15 protein-coding genes are annotated in these 14,765 nt (G+C 57.0%); all 15 read right to left on the bottom strand.

The window, feature by feature from the left end; translation table 11 throughout:
- Positions 1–717 (bottom strand): amino acid ABC transporter permease, encoded by a 717-nt coding sequence (locus tag AU511_RS04785; RefSeq protein ID WP_094099954.1) that lies wholly within the window; start codon positions 715–717, stop codon positions 1–3.
- 1 nt (position 718) lies between these two features.
- The gene (locus AU511_RS04780) at positions 719–1,468 is read right to left on the bottom strand and encodes an amino acid ABC transporter permease (RefSeq protein WP_420843436.1); all 750 of its coding nucleotides are present in this window, start codon (positions 1,466–1,468) and stop codon (positions 719–721) included.
- Between the two features lie 64 nt (positions 1,469–1,532).
- Positions 1,533–2,369, bottom strand: coding sequence for an ABC transporter substrate-binding protein (locus tag AU511_RS04775; protein WP_094099953.1), 837 nt, complete (start codon positions 2,367–2,369; stop codon positions 1,533–1,535).
- Between the two features lie 181 nt (positions 2,370–2,550).
- Entirely contained in the window at positions 2,551–3,282 is a 732-nt protein-coding gene (phoU, locus tag AU511_RS04770) for a phosphate signaling complex protein PhoU (RefSeq protein WP_094108946.1), read from the bottom strand.
- Between the two features lie 13 nt (positions 3,283–3,295).
- The gene (gene pstB / locus AU511_RS04765) at positions 3,296–4,072 is read right to left on the bottom strand and encodes a phosphate ABC transporter ATP-binding protein PstB (RefSeq protein ID WP_085650635.1); all 777 of its coding nucleotides are present in this window, start codon (positions 4,070–4,072) and stop codon (positions 3,296–3,298) included.
- 52 nt (positions 4,073–4,124) lie between these two features.
- The gene (gene pstA / locus AU511_RS04760) at positions 4,125–5,012 is read right to left on the bottom strand and encodes a phosphate ABC transporter permease PstA (protein WP_094108945.1); all 888 of its coding nucleotides are present in this window, start codon (positions 5,010–5,012) and stop codon (positions 4,125–4,127) included.
- The gene (gene pstC, locus AU511_RS04755) at positions 5,012–5,971 is read right to left on the bottom strand and encodes a phosphate ABC transporter permease PstC (RefSeq protein WP_094108944.1); all 960 of its coding nucleotides are present in this window, start codon (positions 5,969–5,971) and stop codon (positions 5,012–5,014) included. Before pstC ends, pstA begins: the two co-directional genes overlap by 1 nt.
- 123 nt (positions 5,972–6,094) lie before the next feature.
- A complete protein-coding gene (gene pstS / locus AU511_RS04750) occupies positions 6,095–7,135 on the bottom strand; it encodes a phosphate ABC transporter substrate-binding protein PstS (RefSeq protein WP_094108943.1) in 1,041 nt (346 codons plus the stop codon).
- Between the two features lie 595 nt (positions 7,136–7,730).
- Positions 7,731–8,957: a beta-ketoacyl-ACP synthase gene (locus AU511_RS04745; protein WP_094108942.1), complete on the bottom strand. Its 1,227-nt coding sequence runs from the start codon at positions 8,955–8,957 to the stop codon at positions 7,731–7,733.
- On the bottom strand, positions 8,957–9,688 hold the full coding sequence (locus AU511_RS04740; protein ID WP_094108941.1) for a 3-ketoacyl-ACP reductase FabG2: 732 nt from the start codon (positions 9,686–9,688) through the stop codon (positions 8,957–8,959). Before AU511_RS04740 ends, AU511_RS04745 begins: the two co-directional genes overlap by 1 nt.
- Complete coding sequence (locus tag AU511_RS04735) at positions 9,685–10,161, bottom strand: hotdog family protein (protein ID WP_094108940.1); 477 nt, start codon at positions 10,159–10,161, stop codon at positions 9,685–9,687. Before AU511_RS04735 ends, AU511_RS04740 begins: the two co-directional genes overlap by 4 nt.
- Positions 10,154–11,311 carry a beta-ketoacyl-[acyl-carrier-protein] synthase family protein gene (locus AU511_RS04730; RefSeq protein WP_094108939.1) on the bottom strand — a complete coding sequence of 386 codons (1,158 nt, stop codon included), beginning with the start codon at positions 11,309–11,311 and terminating at the stop codon, positions 10,154–10,156. The genes AU511_RS04735 and AU511_RS04730 overlap by 8 nt, the downstream gene beginning before the upstream one ends.
- Complete coding sequence (locus AU511_RS04725) at positions 11,308–11,883, bottom strand: DUF3261 domain-containing protein (RefSeq protein WP_205756417.1); 576 nt, start codon at positions 11,881–11,883, stop codon at positions 11,308–11,310. Before AU511_RS04725 ends, AU511_RS04730 begins: the two co-directional genes overlap by 4 nt.
- Positions 11,883–14,204, bottom strand: coding sequence for an MMPL family transporter (locus AU511_RS04720; protein ID WP_094108938.1), 2,322 nt, complete (start codon positions 14,202–14,204; stop codon positions 11,883–11,885). The genes AU511_RS04725 and AU511_RS04720 overlap by 1 nt, the downstream gene beginning before the upstream one ends.
- Positions 14,176–14,760 (bottom strand): LolA family protein, encoded by a 585-nt coding sequence (locus AU511_RS04715; RefSeq protein WP_094108976.1) that lies wholly within the window; start codon positions 14,758–14,760, stop codon positions 14,176–14,178. The genes AU511_RS04720 and AU511_RS04715 overlap by 29 nt, the downstream gene beginning before the upstream one ends.
- Between the last annotated feature and the right edge of the window lie 5 nt (positions 14,761–14,765).

Here is a 14,765-nt window from a genome sequence, read left to right as displayed (position 1 = left end):
TCAAGCCGTCACCTTTCCTCGCGCGACTTTCTGGACACGGTGCCCCCCATAACGACGGCTGATGCCACTCGCCAGCACATCCAGCGCCAGGCACAGGACAAAATAAACCAACGCCACGAACAGGAAGACCTCCAGCGGATAAACCATGCTGCGGTTGTTGACCTGCGTCGCCAAAAACGTCAGCTCGCCGACGCCCACGATATACGCCAGCGACGTATCTTTGATCAGGGAAATCCACTGGTTGATGAACGAAGGCACCATCATGCGGAGCGCCTGCGGCAAGACAATGTAGCCCAACGTCTGCCAGCGATTAAAGCCAAGCGACAGCCCCGCCTGCCACTGGCCATGCCCAATAGCCACAATCCCAGCCTTGACCCCGTGCGCCAGATAGGCGGAGGCGATCAGCGCCAGCGCGCAGACCACGGTGGTGATCTCCGGGATATCCACGCCAAATAGCACCGGCAGCAGGAAGTAAGTCCAGAAAATCAGCATGATGACCGGAATCGCGCGGAAAAACCCCAGCACCATCGCCAACAGCGCGGCCAGCCAGCCCCGGGACATCGCCAGCGCGATACCGAACAGCGTGCCCAGCAGGGCCGAGGCGACGCCCGCCATCAGGCTGATCGCCAACGTCAGCGCCGCCCCGCCTAGCGGCCCTTCGGGAAACGTGCCCCACATCAGATAGGTAAAGTTATCGCGGATGATCGTAAAATCCATTTCAGCGCGCCTCCGTGGACTTCCGCTGTTGACGCCACATGCCCCACCCTTCGAGCACGGCAATGGCGCCGATATAAAACACCGTGGCAACGCCGAAAGCCTGAAAGGTGCGGAGCGTTTCGGTTTCCACCTGACGTGATGCGTATGACAACTCCGCCACGCCGATCGCCATTGCCAGCGACGAGTTCTTGATGACGTTCATGTACTGTCCCAGCAGCGGCGGAAAGGCGATGCGCAGCGCCTGCGGCAACAACACATAGCGCATCGCCTGCCAGCCGGTCAGACCAAGCGCCTGCGCGGCATACTTTTGCCCTGTCGCGACGCCGGCCATTCCCGCGCGCAGTTCTTCGGCGATAAAGGCGCTGGAATAGAGCGTCAGTCCCAGCAGTCCGGCGAGAAATTCAAAGGAAGGCCACGGCAGTGCGAATCCCAGCGCAGAAAGTTCATGCGGGGCGTTCAGCCACTGCATCACCGACGACGGAAACAGCTGCCCGGCCCCGAAATACCAAAAGAACAGCTGGACCAGCAGCGGCGTGTTGCGAAACAGCGCGCTATAGGCGACAGCCAGCCAACGGACAACGCGCACGTGGCTGTCGCGGGCAGCGGCCAGCACCATGCCGAACAGCGTAGCCATGACCACGGTGGCGGCGGAGAGGCCGAGGGTCATCAGGAAACCTTGCCACAGCCATGCCAGATAGTTCGGCGCAAGCAGCCACTGCGTCAGCCAGTGTTGTATCGGTTCAGGAAACATCATAAATAACGATGCCCTCCGAGGTACGGAGGGCGAATGAGAGGGTCAGTCATCTGTGGGGATATCAGCTTTTAGGTTGTTGGTCTAACGGCGCGAATTTAAAGTCGCCGCGCGGCTGGGCAGAAAGCGTATCCGGCCCGAACCAACGGTTGTAGATTTTCGCTGCCTCACCGCGATTTTCCAGATCCGACAGCGCCTCATTGACCTTTTGCGTCAGCGCCTCTTCCCCTTTGGGAATACCCACCCCCTGATATTCGCGCGTGATGCTGAACGGAGAGATTTCAAACTCCGCCTTCTGCGCCGCCGGTACGTTCGCCAGCAGACCAACCAGTTTGGCGTCATCCTGCGTTATCGCCTGCACGTTGCCGTTACGCAGCGCCGAGAAGGCCAACGGGGTGTCATCATAGGAAATCACTTTCGCCGTCGGGTAGTGCTCGCGCAGCGTAATTTCCTGCACGGTGCCTTTATCCGCCCCAATACGCAGATTTTTGATGTCTTCCGGGCTTTTCAACACGCCTTTGCGGGCAATGAATTTTTGTCCGGTGGAGAAGTAAGGAATACTGAAATTCACCTGTTTGGCGCGTTCGTCGGTGATGGTGAAATTGGCGGCGATAAGATCGACTTTTTTCGACGCCAGCAGAGGGATACGGTTAGCGGGGTTGGTCGCGCGCAGCTCGACTTTAACGCCCAACGCTTTGCCGACGGCTTCAGCAATATCGACATCGTAACCCACCAGCTTTTTGCTCTCTGGATCCACATAGCCAAACGGCGGATTACTGTCGAAAACGGCGACTTTCACCACGCCGGACTTCTGAATATCCGCCAATTTATCCGCTTGTGCGGTCCCTGAAATCGCGGCCAGTCCGGCCACCAGCGTTAACGCCAAAAAGCGATGTTTCATGTGTTATCCCTTCCCCATTTTTAATAGGTTATAGGCTAACACCCGACTAAATATAGGGAAATAACATATACGACTATAATATAATCTTATGTTACATATCTCGCCGCGCGCCCGATTTCGCCGGAAAGGAAAAGAAAAAGCCCCGCGGTGCGGGGCTAATTGATCATGCAGGATCAAGACGTTAATGGTCTTTTTTCGCATTGTTTTCGATGAGCAGTTTTTCCAGCGCATCGCCACCGACATGCCGGAAATCCTGGCCTTTGACGAAATAGAAAATAATTTCGCAAATGTTCTGGCAGCGGTCGCCGATTCGCTCGATGGAACGCGCGCAAAACAGGGCGGTCAGCACGCTCGGGATAGTGCGCGAATCTTCCATCATGTAAGTCATCAACTGACGTACGATGCCCTCGTACTCCTTGTCCACCTTGCGATCTTCCCGGTAGATACGAATCGCTTCTTCCAGATCCATTCGGGCAAAGGCGTCCAGCACGTCATGCAACATCTGCACCGTGTGCAGCCCCATCGACTCCAGGCTAACCAACAGCGGCTGATGCTGGTGTGAGAATTTCTCCAGGGCTGTGCTGCAGATTTTGTCCGCCACGTCGCCGATGCGCTCCAATTCGGAAATCGTCTTGATGATCGCCATGACCAGACGCAGATCGCTCGCCGTGGGCTGACGTTTGGCAATGATGCGCACGCAGGCCTCATCAATGCTCACTTCCATCATATTGACCTTGGCGTCGCCTTCGATGACGCGCTTGGCCAGATCTTCGTCCTGGTTATGCATCGCCGTAATGGCGTCCGTCAGTTGCTGTTCGACCAGCCCGCCCATCGTCATTACCTGAGTGCGGATATGCTCAAGTTCGGCATTGAACTGACCGGAGATATGTTTATTCAGATTGAGGTTTTCCATCAAACTCCCCTGATCAACCGTAGCGACCGGTGATGTAGTCTTCGGTCTGTTTCTGCTGTGGCGCAGTAAACAGCGTATCGGTGTCGCTGAATTCAATCAGCTCTCCCAGGTACATGAACGCCGTATGATCGGAACAGCGCGCTGCCTGCTGCATGTTATGGGTGACAATCACCACGGTGTACTCTTTCTTCAATTCAGAGATCAGCTCTTCGATGCGACCCGTCGAGATCGGGTCCAGCGCCGAGCAGGGTTCATCCAGCAAAAGGACGTCAGGCCGGATAGCGATCCCGCGCGCGATACATAAACGCTGCTGCTGACCGCCGGACAGGCTATAACCGCTCTGGTGCAGCTTGTCTTTCGTTTCCTGCCACAGCGCCGCCTGGGTCAGCGCCCATTGCACACGTTCGTCCATCTCAACGCGAGACAACTTCTCGAACAGACGAACGCCGAAGGCGATGTTGTCGTAAATCGACATTGGGAACGGCGTAGGTTTCTGGAAAACCATGCCCACTTTGGCGCGTAGCAAGGAGATATCCTGGCTATCAGTAAGGATGTTGTTACCGTCCAGCAGGATTTCGCCTTCAGCGCGCTGCTCCGGATAAAGCTGATACATTTTGTTCAAGGTGCGCAACAGCGTCGATTTACCGCACCCTGACGGACCGATGAACGCAGTGACCTGATTCTGTGCGATATCCAGCGTAATGTTTTTCAGCGCGTGAAATTTTCCGTAATAAAAATTCAGATCACGCACCTGGATTTTGCTGGTGGATGTCTCAGTAACGATACTCATCAAGACTTCTCTCTTCTAGCGGTGGTGCTGCTTCGCAACACTCGACAGGGTTTTAGGCGCTTTTCTTAGCGAACAGCATGCGCGCGACAATATTCAGCAACAGAACGCAGAGCGTAATCAGCAACACCCCCGCCCAGGCCAGATCCTGCCACTCCTTGAACGGACTCATGGCGAACTTGAAGATTGTGACCGGCAAATTGGCTATCGGGTTCATCAGATCGGTGCTCCAGAACTGATTCGACAGCGAGGTGAACAGCAGCGGCGCGGTTTCCCCGGCGATACGCGCCACCGCCAGTAAAATCCCGGTGATGATGCCGGATACCGAGGCTTTGAGGGTAATGGCGGAAATCATTTTCCACTTCGGCGTTCCCAGCGCATATGCGGCTTCGCGCAGGCTGTCCGGCACCAGCTTCAGCATGTTTTCAGTCGTTCGGATCACAATCGGCACCTGCAATAGGGCCAGCGCAATCACGCCCGCCCAGCCGGAAAAATGCTCCATCTTCGCCACGACCAGCGTGTAGACGAAGAGGCCGACCACGATCGAAGGCGCCGACAGCAAAATGTCGTTAATGAAGCGAATCACCTCGGCGATCAGCGATTTACGGCCGTACTCCGCCAGATAGATACCGGCCAGAATACCCAGCGGCGTGCCGAACAACGTGGCCCATAAGATGAGCAACCCGCTGCCGACGATCGCATTCGCCAGACCGCCTCCGGGGGTATTGGGCGGCGGCGTCATTTCAGTGAACAGCGCCATCGACATGCCGTCGAATCCCCGGGTGAAGGTGGAGAACAAAATCCAGATCAGCCAGAACAGCCCGAACGCCATGGTCAACATGGACAAGCACAGCGCGATACGGTTTTTCTGGCGACGCCAGGACTGCATTTTTCGTCGATGACGCGCGACCTCTTCGCTGCGTTCGATTCCCATCGTCGCCATCAGCTCGCCCCCTCATTTTTCGCCAGACGCATGATCATGAATTTTGAGCAGGCCAGCACAATGAACGTAATCATAAATAGAATCAGTCCCAGCTCCATCAGCGCAGCGGTATGCAGGCCGGTATCCGCCTCGGCGAATTCGTTGGCCAGCGCGGAGGTAATGCTGTTGCCGGGCATAAACAGCGAAACGCTGTCCAGCTGATAGGTATTACCGATAATGAAGGTCACCGCCATGGTCTCGCCCAGCGCGCGCCCCAGACCCAGCATGACGCCGCCGATGACCCCGTTTTTAGTGAATGGCAGCACGATGTGCCAGATCACTTCCCAGGTGGTGCACCCAATGCCGTAAGCCGACTCTTTCATCATCACCGGCGTCTGCTCGAAAACGTCACGCATCACGGCAGCGATATAAGGGATGATCATGATGGCCAAAATCACGCCTGCGGCCAGAATACCAATGCCGAAGGCAGGACCGGTGAACAAAGCCCCCACAAACGGGAGCGCGGACAACACGTTTCCTACCGGCTGTTGAAAATATTGTGCGAACAGCGGCGCAAAAATAAACAGCCCCCACATGCCGTACACAATGCTGGGGATCGCCGCCAGCAGCTCGATGGCGACGCCCAGCGGACGCCTCAGCCAGCCGGGAGCCAGCTCCGTCAGAAACAGCGCGATGCCGAAACTAATGGGAATAGCGATGATGAGCGCGATCAGGGAGGTGACAATAGTGCCGTAAATCGGCACCAGAGCGCCGAATTTTCCGGCAGGCGCATCCCACTCTTTTGTCCACAGGAATGAAAAACCGAAGGTTTGAATACTAGGCCACGACGCAATAATCAGCGAAACGATGATACCGCCCAGCAGCAGCAACGTTAACAGCGCCGCCAACCGGACCACCGCGCCGAAGATCACGTCGCCATGTTTTCCTGGGGGAGTAATGGTTGGCTTATATTCAGCCATACAACTCTTTTCCTAATAAACTGGGATAACCCAATGAAATGTTCAAAGGTGGATATGCCGTTTCCGGTTTATCCACCTCTCAGTAACTGCCTAATGGGAAACGTTCTATCGTACAACGTACGATTAGTACAGGGCTTTACCCTCACTGTCTTTAATCTGGGTTTTCCAAGCGGCGCGGACCTGTTCAACCACTTCTTTCGGCAGCGTCGCGTAATCCAGCGCTTCCGCCTGAGCGGCGCCTTTATCGTATGTCCAGTCGAAGAACTTCAGCACTTCTTTGCCGATCTCAGGTTTGCTCTGGGTTTTTTGCAGCAAGATGAAGGTAGTAGAGGTAATTGGCCACACATCGTCGCCTTTCTGGTCCGTCAGATCCTGCGCGAAGGACTTGCTCCAGTCCACGCCTTTCGCCGCGTTGCTGAACGAGGCGCCTGACGGGCTGACCGCTTTGCCATCTGCGGAGATCAGCTTGGTGTAAACCAGGTTATTCTGTTTGGCGTAAGCGTATTCAACGTAACCGATCGACCCCGGCAAGCGCTGGACGAAAGCGGCGATCCCGTCGTTGCCTTTACCGCCCAGACCCGTCGGCCAGTTCACCGTATTGCCGGAACCCACTTTCTCTTTCCACTGCGCATTCACTTTCGCCAGGTAGCTGGTGAAGACGTACGACGTGCCTGAGCCATCGGCGCGACGAACCACGGCGATATCCTGATTCGGCAGCGTCACATTTGGGTTTAGCTTGGCGATAGCCGGATCGTTCCATTTTTTGATCGTGCCCAGGTAGATATCACCCAGCGTTTTGCCGTCCAGCGTCAGTTCGCCCTGCTTCACGCCTTGAACGTTGACCGCCAGCACGATACCGCCAATGACGGTCGGGAACTGAAACAGATGATCCTGAGCCAGCTTCTCATCCTTCAGGGGAGCGTCGGATGCGCCGAAGTCTACGGTTTTAGCCGTCACCTGCTTCACCCCGCCGGAAGAACCAATGCCTTGATAATTAATTTTATTGCCGGTTTCTTTCTGGTAGGAGTCCGCCCATTTGGCATAGACCGGGGCAGGGAAGGTCGCGCCTGCGCCGGTGATGTTAACGGCAGCGAAGGCAGAAACGGCGGTCAGAGAAACACCTGCTGCAACAAGACTGGCAACAGCGGTACGAATCAGTTTCATAATCCCTCCTGTGGGATATTATCGACGTGTAGACCCAGAGCGAGCGTGTATTATCAGAGTGTAGTTTGCTGGAGCAAAAAATAGGTCAATTCAATGACAGTAAAATGTACGGAATATGACATTTTTATGACACTCCGGGTATTTGCAAGAATGTATTGCTGAACGCGCTATTTCACCGTCAATTTCCGCCTTTTTACACGCATTACTCCTCACTATCTTCAGGCAATCAACGCCGAATTAAACCTAGCGTCGGTTTATTTCCGCTCCCCATCATCATGCGGTAAATACCCCCCTTTCACGGTAGCGATGACGAATTAACGTCACTCATCAAGGAAAATAAGATCGCTATATTTATTCGCCAATAAAAAATCAACAATCATTTATAAAATTAATGAGTAACATAAAATAATTCAAAAGATGCTTGGCTGAAATATCGAAAAAAACGGCTTCAACGCCTTTTTAATCGATTAATGGGCGTAGAAATAGAAAGGCGCGGAATAAGTGATCATAAGAAGGGAGGGGGTAGGATTAGGCTAAGTTGCAATATCGGATAACCCGCGGGTGAAACAGGTTATCCGATAAATAAGAGCTCGTATTACTTCCAGCGGTGGAAAATCAGCGAGGTATTGATGCCGCCGAACGCAAAATTATTCGACTGCACATAATCCACCTCAATACGCCGAGGTTCACTCATGATGTAGTCCAACTCGCCACACGCCTCGGCAGGCTGCCGTAAATTCAGCGTCGGTGCAAACCACCCCTCTCGCATCATTTCAATCGACATCCAGGCCTCCAACGAACCGCAGGCTCCCAGCGTATGCCCGAAGTAGCTTTTCAACGAGGAGATCGGCGTAGTTCGACCAAATACCGCCGCCGTCGCCAGGCTTTCCGCGATATCGCCGCGATCCGTCGCCGTGCCATGCGCATTGATATAACCGATATCTTCCGGCGACAAACCGGCGACGCGCAGGGCACCCTCAATGCACAACTGCATGGTTTCGCGCTGAGGCTGGGTAATATGCGCCGCATCGCAGTTGGTGTAGAAGCCCACCAGTTCTGCATAGATGGTCGCACCGCGCGCCACGGCATGGTCCAGTTCTTCCAGAATTAACGTCCCGGCCCCTTCGCCGATCACCAGACCATCGCGTCCGGCATCGAACGGCGCCGGGGTCGTTTCCGGGGCATCGTTGCGCTGGCTGGTGGCAAACAGCGTATCGAAGACAGCGGCTTCCGACGGACACAGTTCTTCCGCCCCGCCCGCCACCATGACGGTCTGGTAGCCATGCCGGATGGCTTCCCACGCATAACCGATGGCCTGACTGCCGGACGTACAGGCGCTGGATGTCGGGATCACCCGGCCCCGCAGGCCGAAGAACAGACCGGCGTTTACGGCCGTAGTGTGAGGCATCATCTGTACATACGTCGTTCCAGTGATGTTGTTGGTGTGTTTCTCCGTCAGCATAGTGGCGAACTCGCTGACCGGCCCGGTGCTGCCGGTGGAAGAGCCATAGGCTATCCCGGTCTCGCCGTTGGTCAGGACAGGATTCCCCAGCAGCCCGGCCTGTTCCAACGCCAGCTCCGTCGCCCGCGTCGCCAATAGCGACACCCGGCCCATTGAGCGGATGCGCTTACGCGTATAGTGGTCAGGCAGCTGGAACGACTTTATGGGCGCGCCCAGCAGCGTATTCAGGCCGTCATAGACCTGCCATTCCGGCATTTTGCTTACCGCGTTGCGGCCGGACAGCAAACCGCGGGCGACGCTCTCCCAGGATTCGCCAAATGCGGTTACCCCGCCCATTCCCGTCACCACCACACGACGCATTACAGCATGCCTCCATTAATCGAAATTACCTGTCGAGTCACATAAGCTGCGATATCCGACATCAGATAACTCGCCAGTCCGGCGACCTCTTCGGCTTGCCCCATACGCTTCATGGGGATCATTTTCATCGCCTCATCCACCGCAACGGGCTCCATCTGAATCATGCCGGTATCAATCAACCCCGGCGCGATGCAGTTCACCGTGATCTTGCGTTTAGCCAGTTCGATGGCCAGCGCTTTCGTCGCGCCGATAATTCCAGCCTTGGCGGCGCTGTAGTTGACCTGTCCGCGGTTTCCCATCAGACCGGAGACGGACGATAGCGTGATGATGCGGCCCCCTTGGCGCAGGCCGACCATCGGCATGACGCAGGGGTGGATAACGTTGTAGAAGCTGTCGAGGTTTGTGTGAATGACACGGTCCCACGCGTCTTCATCGAGCGCGGGAAAAGCACCGTCACGGGTGATCCCCGCGTTATTGACGACGCCATAATAGGCCCCGTGACGCTCGATATCCTGCTCAATCTCCGTGCGGCATTGCTCACGATCGGCGATATCGAACCCGATAATGCGACCCTGACCGCCCGATTCAACTATCTGGCGCAGCGTCTGCTCGGCACCTTCCCGATCGCGATGATAATGCACCGCCACCGTAAATCCGTCCGCCGCTAGACTCAAAGCGATGGCCTGGCCAATCCCTTTGCTGGCGCCTGTTACCAAGACTGAACGACTCATTGGTTTTCTTCCTGCTCTAATAATTGTTGCAACTCGGCTTTGTCCGGCTGGTAAGTATTTAGCCTGCCGGAAGCGAACGACGCTCCCGCGATCGAGATATCCCCTTCAAAGCTGCCTATCTTCTCATCGCGCATCAGCAGCCTGACGCGAATATCCAGCTGCGATCCAGCAGGGAAGCATTCCTGCTGACAACGATAACCGCGTCCGCCTAAAAGCATGCCGGGCTGTGGCTTAACATCCTTTATCTGTCGCTGATGCCAGCCGGACCACACGCCGATGGTCTGGGCGATGATCTCAATGCCGAACCAGGCTGGCAGATTACCCTCAGCATCCAGAAAAGGCGCCAGCACGCCGGTAGCCGAGACGCTCACCCGGCAATGGGCGCTATCGTCGTGTATGGCGACCACCTCTTCCACCATCACCATCGGCGTTTGGTGAGGCAGGTAACGCTCTGCGCAAGCATATTCAGCCATCATACCTCCCCAAAATCAGGCAGGCATTGTTGCCGCCAAAGGCGAAAGAGTTGGACAAAATGACGGGACGCGCCAATTCCGCCGGTTCAGTCAGCACTCCGCACGGTGGGAGTTCATCGTCCCACGCGCTCTGCGAAAAATCTTGCGGCGGCAGCGACAGGCCGCGCGTCAGCAGCAGCCAGCACAAGGCGGCCTCGCCAATCCCCGCCGCCCCTAACATGTGGCCGGTCAGATGCTTGGTGGAGCTGCTGGGGACCGTGCTACCAAACACGCGGTGAACCACATGCGACTCAATCTGATCGTTAAGCTTCGTCGCCGTACCATGCAGATTGATGTAGCCCAAATCTTGCGGATTCAGATCAGCGTCGTCCAACGCCATGCGGATCGCCCGTTCGGCGCCCTCGCCCTCCGGGTGCGGAGCGGACATATGATAAGCATCCGACGACTCGCCAATGCCGAGCACGGCTATCTCGGCCGGTTCCCGACCTATCAACATCAGCGCGCCGCCTTCTCCAATGGTAATGCCGTCACGCTGTTTGCCGAACGGCGTACAGCGTTTTTCGGAGAGCGATTCCAAACTGTCGAACCCATTTAACGGCATCCGGCTCAGCGTGTCTGCCCCGCCGACGATGGCAACATCGGCCAGCCCCGCGTCGATCAGCCGTTTTCCGCTGATGAGCGCACGCGAGCTAGAGGAGCAAGCGGTGGATATGGTGTAAGCCGGTCCGTGCAGACCGAGGTAAGAAGCCAGAAAACGCGACGGATCGCCCAGCTCCTGCTGTGCATAGTGATAATCCCTCGTCTGGTCTCTGACGTAGCAATCCGCCTCATCCAATCCTGAGGTACTGGTTCCCATCACAACGGCCACGCGTTCCGCCCCAAATCGGGCTATCGCCGCGTTAACCTGCGGAAGTATCTGCCGCAACGCAGCCAGCAGCAGCTGGTTATTGCGGGTTTTATGCTTCGCCAGCGCATCGGGGATCGCCGGTAATTCAGCCATCACCTTTCCCGTCCAGCAGGTTTTGTCGTGCAGTAACCAGCGGTGATCGGGACTCATACCGGGCGCGACGGAGCGCGACAGATTCAGGGCAATACCGTCATTATCGTCGCCCAAGGCATTCAACATGCCTGCGGCATGGATATATATCATGACTCGCCATCCAACGGTTGAATGGCAATCTTATAACCGAAGACGAACTGCTGAACGCTGACCGGCTCGCGCAGGTTGTTTCTGGTCATATAACGAATTTCCGTCATCAAGTTGCCGCGATTATCACGCAGCTGCCTGACGTCGCCGCGATCCTGTAACGACCACCCCGCAGGAAGCTGGGGCAGCCAGGCGGCGATAGGCCAGTGGCTGAGCATGATGTCCGCCAGCACCTGATTGGCGGGCGGCATTTCGGGCAGAACGAGGGCCTGTTCGGTGTGGATGCCCGCCGCGTCATATGTGATGAGAAAAAGACGAATCCCCAAAGAGGACAATCCGGCCAGCGAAAGGCGCTGCTCATCCGCGCTCAGCATCACCATCAAAGACTGCTGTTTTCCCTTATAAGTACTGGTCAGCAGTTGCTGCTGATTGACTGCGGGCGTTATCGCCGGCGCGGGCAGCGTGACCCTCACGCCCGGTTTGAGCCAAGCCTGAGGGCGGTTATCCTGAGATTTACCGGCGCAGGCGGCCAATAACAGGCTGAAAAACACCAGCACCATATTGCGTAATAACATTATTTTTTCTTTCCTTTCGAATCCGGTAAAGCCAGCGGCGCCAGTAAAAAGGCGATAAAAATACCACCGCACAGAACGATGCCAAAGCTACTAATGGCCTGCGTGCCGCTGAAGACCAGCATGCCGAGCGTCAGCAACGTAGTGCACATCGCCAGCGCCACGGCCAACAACGAGGTCATCGGCGTGCCGCGTGGGTTGCTGAAGAACAGCGTGTAGTTGATGCCAATGCCGAGCACCAGCACCAACGCGAGCAGAGAAAACAGGTTAAGCGCATGGCCGCTCAGCGCCAGCAGCGCGAGCGCGCCGCCCAAAGACAGGACCGACGGCACCACGCTCAGCAAGCCCTTGCGTACGCCGAGACGCATCACATAGCTCAACGTAATCACCGCGACCGCCGCGATCAGCAGCCAGCTCAGCATGACGCGATAGAAGCCGAACAGGTGATCAAAACTGCTTTTGCGGTCGATCCAGATAACGCCCGTCGTCGCCTGAGCCAAACGCTCCAACGCCGCGCCGTCGCGAACGCCATTGACCGGTACCAGAACACCGCTGCGGCCGTCAGGCAATGTCAGCCAGAGCAGCCGCCAGCCCTCGCTCAGCGGGCTGTTCAACCAGACCTCAGGCGTCACCGGCATCGGTTTTACATCCGGCCCAGACACGCTCACCCCCGCTTCTTGCAGTCGCGTCACCACGGTCGGCGCGGCGGCGGCGATAAGTCGTTCATCCTGCTGTTGCTGTGAGCGCGAGACCAGCGGCAGCAACCGGTAGGACATCAACTCGCGCTGATGTTGAGCCTCTCGAAGCCGGGGTGCCAACTGTTCCAGACGCTGTAGCGTTTGCTCAGCATTATCGCCGTACACGACGAACCAGGTTTGATCCCCGCCCTGACCGGTTAACGCGGTGACCTGTCGCTCCTGCTTCATCAGCGCGGCGGGCATCGACTGCAACTGCGTGATATCGTCGTCGATCTTGAGCTGCCACATGCCGATAACGGCGAACATCAGCAGAGCGAAGGGGACCCCCCAACGCACTCCCCGATGTCGACGCCATGCCGCCAGCCAGCGACCCAGCAGCACCATCGCGGGAATCGGACGCACTGGCAGCCCCCGCACCAAACGCGGATACCAGCAAATAACCGTCAGGCAGGAGGCGGCCAGCCCCGTCGCGGCGAAAACCGCCAGTTGCTGCAATCCGGGGAACGGCGCCAGCACCATAATCAGATAGGCCACGACGGCCGTCCCCAGCGCCAGCAGCAAGCTGGGCAGCACCTTACGTAAACTCTCCAGCGGCGATACCGCGCCGCCATGCACCATGCGCTCGGTCAGGTAGTACAGCGTGTAGTCGGCCGAAATGCCGACAATACTGACGCTCATCACCAGCGTCATCAGGTGCAATTCGCCGAACAGCAGCAGCGTAAAGACCGTTCCGGCCAGCGCGCCAATCGCCACGGAGAGCGCGCACAACAACAGCGGCCGAGGCGAGCGGAAGACGGAAAAGACCAACAGCAGCACGCCCACAATGGTCGCCGTGCCTAGCGTAGAGACATCCTGCTTCGCCTGCTGGCTGGCATAGTGGCTGAAGAGCACGGTGCCCCGCATCAGCACCTGCGCATCGGGATAGCGGGTTTTGAGTTCATCCTGTAAACGCGTCAGCTTCTCGACCAACCGCTGCCCTTGCGCCATATCGAACGAGTCGCCGTTCAGCTCGCCATGTAAAAAGTACCAGCGCTGACCGTTTTTATCCTGCGCGCTCAGCCATCCCTGCGATAGCCCGAGCTGGCTGGCCTGCTGCTGCAACGCCAATTGCGAGCCCCGAACCAGCATCAGCGGATCGTGAGCCAACTCCTGACCACTGACCCCGGAGAAGGCGGAATAAAGCTGAGCCAACACCCAGTCCGCCTGCGCGCCGCCGCCCGCTTGCAGCCGCTGACGCGTGGCGCTATCGATCAATCCGTTGCGATGTTCATAGGCAAACCTGCCCCACGCCTTCTGCTGTTCAGCGTCGATAGGGCCTTTGACCTGTTTCAACTCCGGCCATGTTCGCAGTTGCTGCAACCACCACGCGGCCGCAGACGGATCGTCCTGTTGCCCCGATGCGATCAGCCAGACCATCTGCCGGTCGAGCCGCTGCATGAATCCCGCCTGCAGTTCCGGCGGAATATCGCCCATCGCCTTATCGGGCAGTAACGCCAGCACGCTACTGTTGATGCGGGCCTGCGGCCACAGGAGCGTCAACGCCAGTAACAGCGCCACGCAACAGCCACCCCAGACGAACGCCGCCCGGCGATGCCACTTAGAAAATGAATCGTTTTTGTTCGTCATCACTCAATGTCCGGGGCGTCAGGCGCTGATTACTGAGGGTAATGCGGGTGAGATCGCCCTGACGGTCATTAAGTTCTATCTGATCCAGATATTCACGACCGTTGAGGGTGATGGCATGAAATAACTTATCCAGCGGCGACGTTTTCGGCGTTAACACCAACCGCCACCGCTGATCGCCTAGATCGGTGAAATCCAAGGTAAAGTTTTGCTCCAGCACCTGACGGTCGGCCTGAAACAGCGCGCGCAGCAGGTGGTTGAACTGAAACATCTGCGGATTGCTCTCCGCGGTCACAATCTGCGGCGCCTGCCCATTCATGACCTGCACCATTCGTTGTTCGTCCAGCACCAGCGTCAGCGGGAAAGGCTTGGCCTGATGCCACCACAGCCCTTTTTGCTGTGCGATCAGCATTTCTCCGCTGGATTTGAGGGGTTGCGCCATCCCTTTGATTTCACGCGTCTGGGTAAACTCCGCCCGCACGACCGGCTGACTGCTGAAACGCTGCTGTAGCGCTTCCAGCGTCATGGCCTGCGCCGTCAGGCTAACTATCATCATCATGGCAA

Source organism: Lonsdalea iberica (assembly GCF_002111585.1).
Lineage (GTDB): Bacteria > Pseudomonadota > Gammaproteobacteria > Enterobacterales > Enterobacteriaceae > Lonsdalea > Lonsdalea iberica.
This window is presented reverse-complemented; position numbering and strand designations above follow the sequence as displayed.

What these genes read in the sequence shown, in the direction of transcription:
- AU511_RS04785 (WP_094099954.1), bottom strand. Translation starts at nt 717, where the DNA reads ATGGATTTTACGATCATCCGCGATAACTTTACCTATCTGATGTGGGGC.
- AU511_RS04780 (WP_420843436.1), bottom strand. Translation starts at nt 1,468, where the DNA reads ATGTTTCCTGAACCGATACAACACTGGCTGACGCAGTGGCTGCTTGCG.
- AU511_RS04775 (WP_094099953.1), bottom strand. Translation starts at nt 2,369, where the DNA reads ATGAAACATCGCTTTTTGGCGTTAACGCTGGTGGCCGGACTGGCCGCG.
- phoU (WP_094108946.1), bottom strand. Translation starts at nt 3,282, where the DNA reads ATGGAAAACCTCAATCTGAATAAACATATCTCCGGTCAGTTCAATGCC.
- pstB (WP_085650635.1), bottom strand. Translation starts at nt 4,072, where the DNA reads ATGAGTATCGTTACTGAGACATCCACCAGCAAAATCCAGGTGCGTGAT.
- pstA (WP_094108945.1), bottom strand. Translation starts at nt 5,012, where the DNA reads ATGGCGACGATGGGAATCGAACGCAGCGAAGAGGTCGCGCGTCATCGA.
- pstC (WP_094108944.1), bottom strand. Translation starts at nt 5,971, where the DNA reads ATGGCTGAATATAAGCCAACCATTACTCCCCCAGGAAAACATGGCGAC.
- pstS (WP_094108943.1), bottom strand. Translation starts at nt 7,135, where the DNA reads ATGAAACTGATTCGTACCGCTGTTGCCAGTCTTGTTGCAGCAGGTGTT.
- AU511_RS04745 (WP_094108942.1), bottom strand. Translation starts at nt 8,957, where the DNA reads ATGCGTCGTGTGGTGGTGACGGGAATGGGCGGGGTAACCGCATTTGGC.
- AU511_RS04740 (WP_094108941.1), bottom strand. Translation starts at nt 9,688, where the DNA reads ATGAGTCGTTCAGTCTTGGTAACAGGCGCCAGCAAAGGGATTGGCCAG.
- AU511_RS04735 (WP_094108940.1), bottom strand. Translation starts at nt 10,161, where the DNA reads ATGGCTGAATATGCTTGCGCAGAGCGTTACCTGCCTCACCAAACGCCG.
- AU511_RS04730 (WP_094108939.1), bottom strand. Translation starts at nt 11,311, where the DNA reads ATGATATATATCCATGCCGCAGGCATGTTGAATGCCTTGGGCGACGAT.
- AU511_RS04725 (WP_205756417.1), bottom strand. Translation starts at nt 11,883, where the DNA reads ATGTTATTACGCAATATGGTGCTGGTGTTTTTCAGCCTGTTATTGGCC.
- AU511_RS04720 (WP_094108938.1), bottom strand. Translation starts at nt 14,204, where the DNA reads ATGACGAACAAAAACGATTCATTTTCTAAGTGGCATCGCCGGGCGGCG.
- AU511_RS04715 (WP_094108976.1), bottom strand. Translation starts at nt 14,760, where the DNA reads ATGATGATGATAGTTAGCCTGACGGCGCAGGCCATGACGCTGGAAGCG.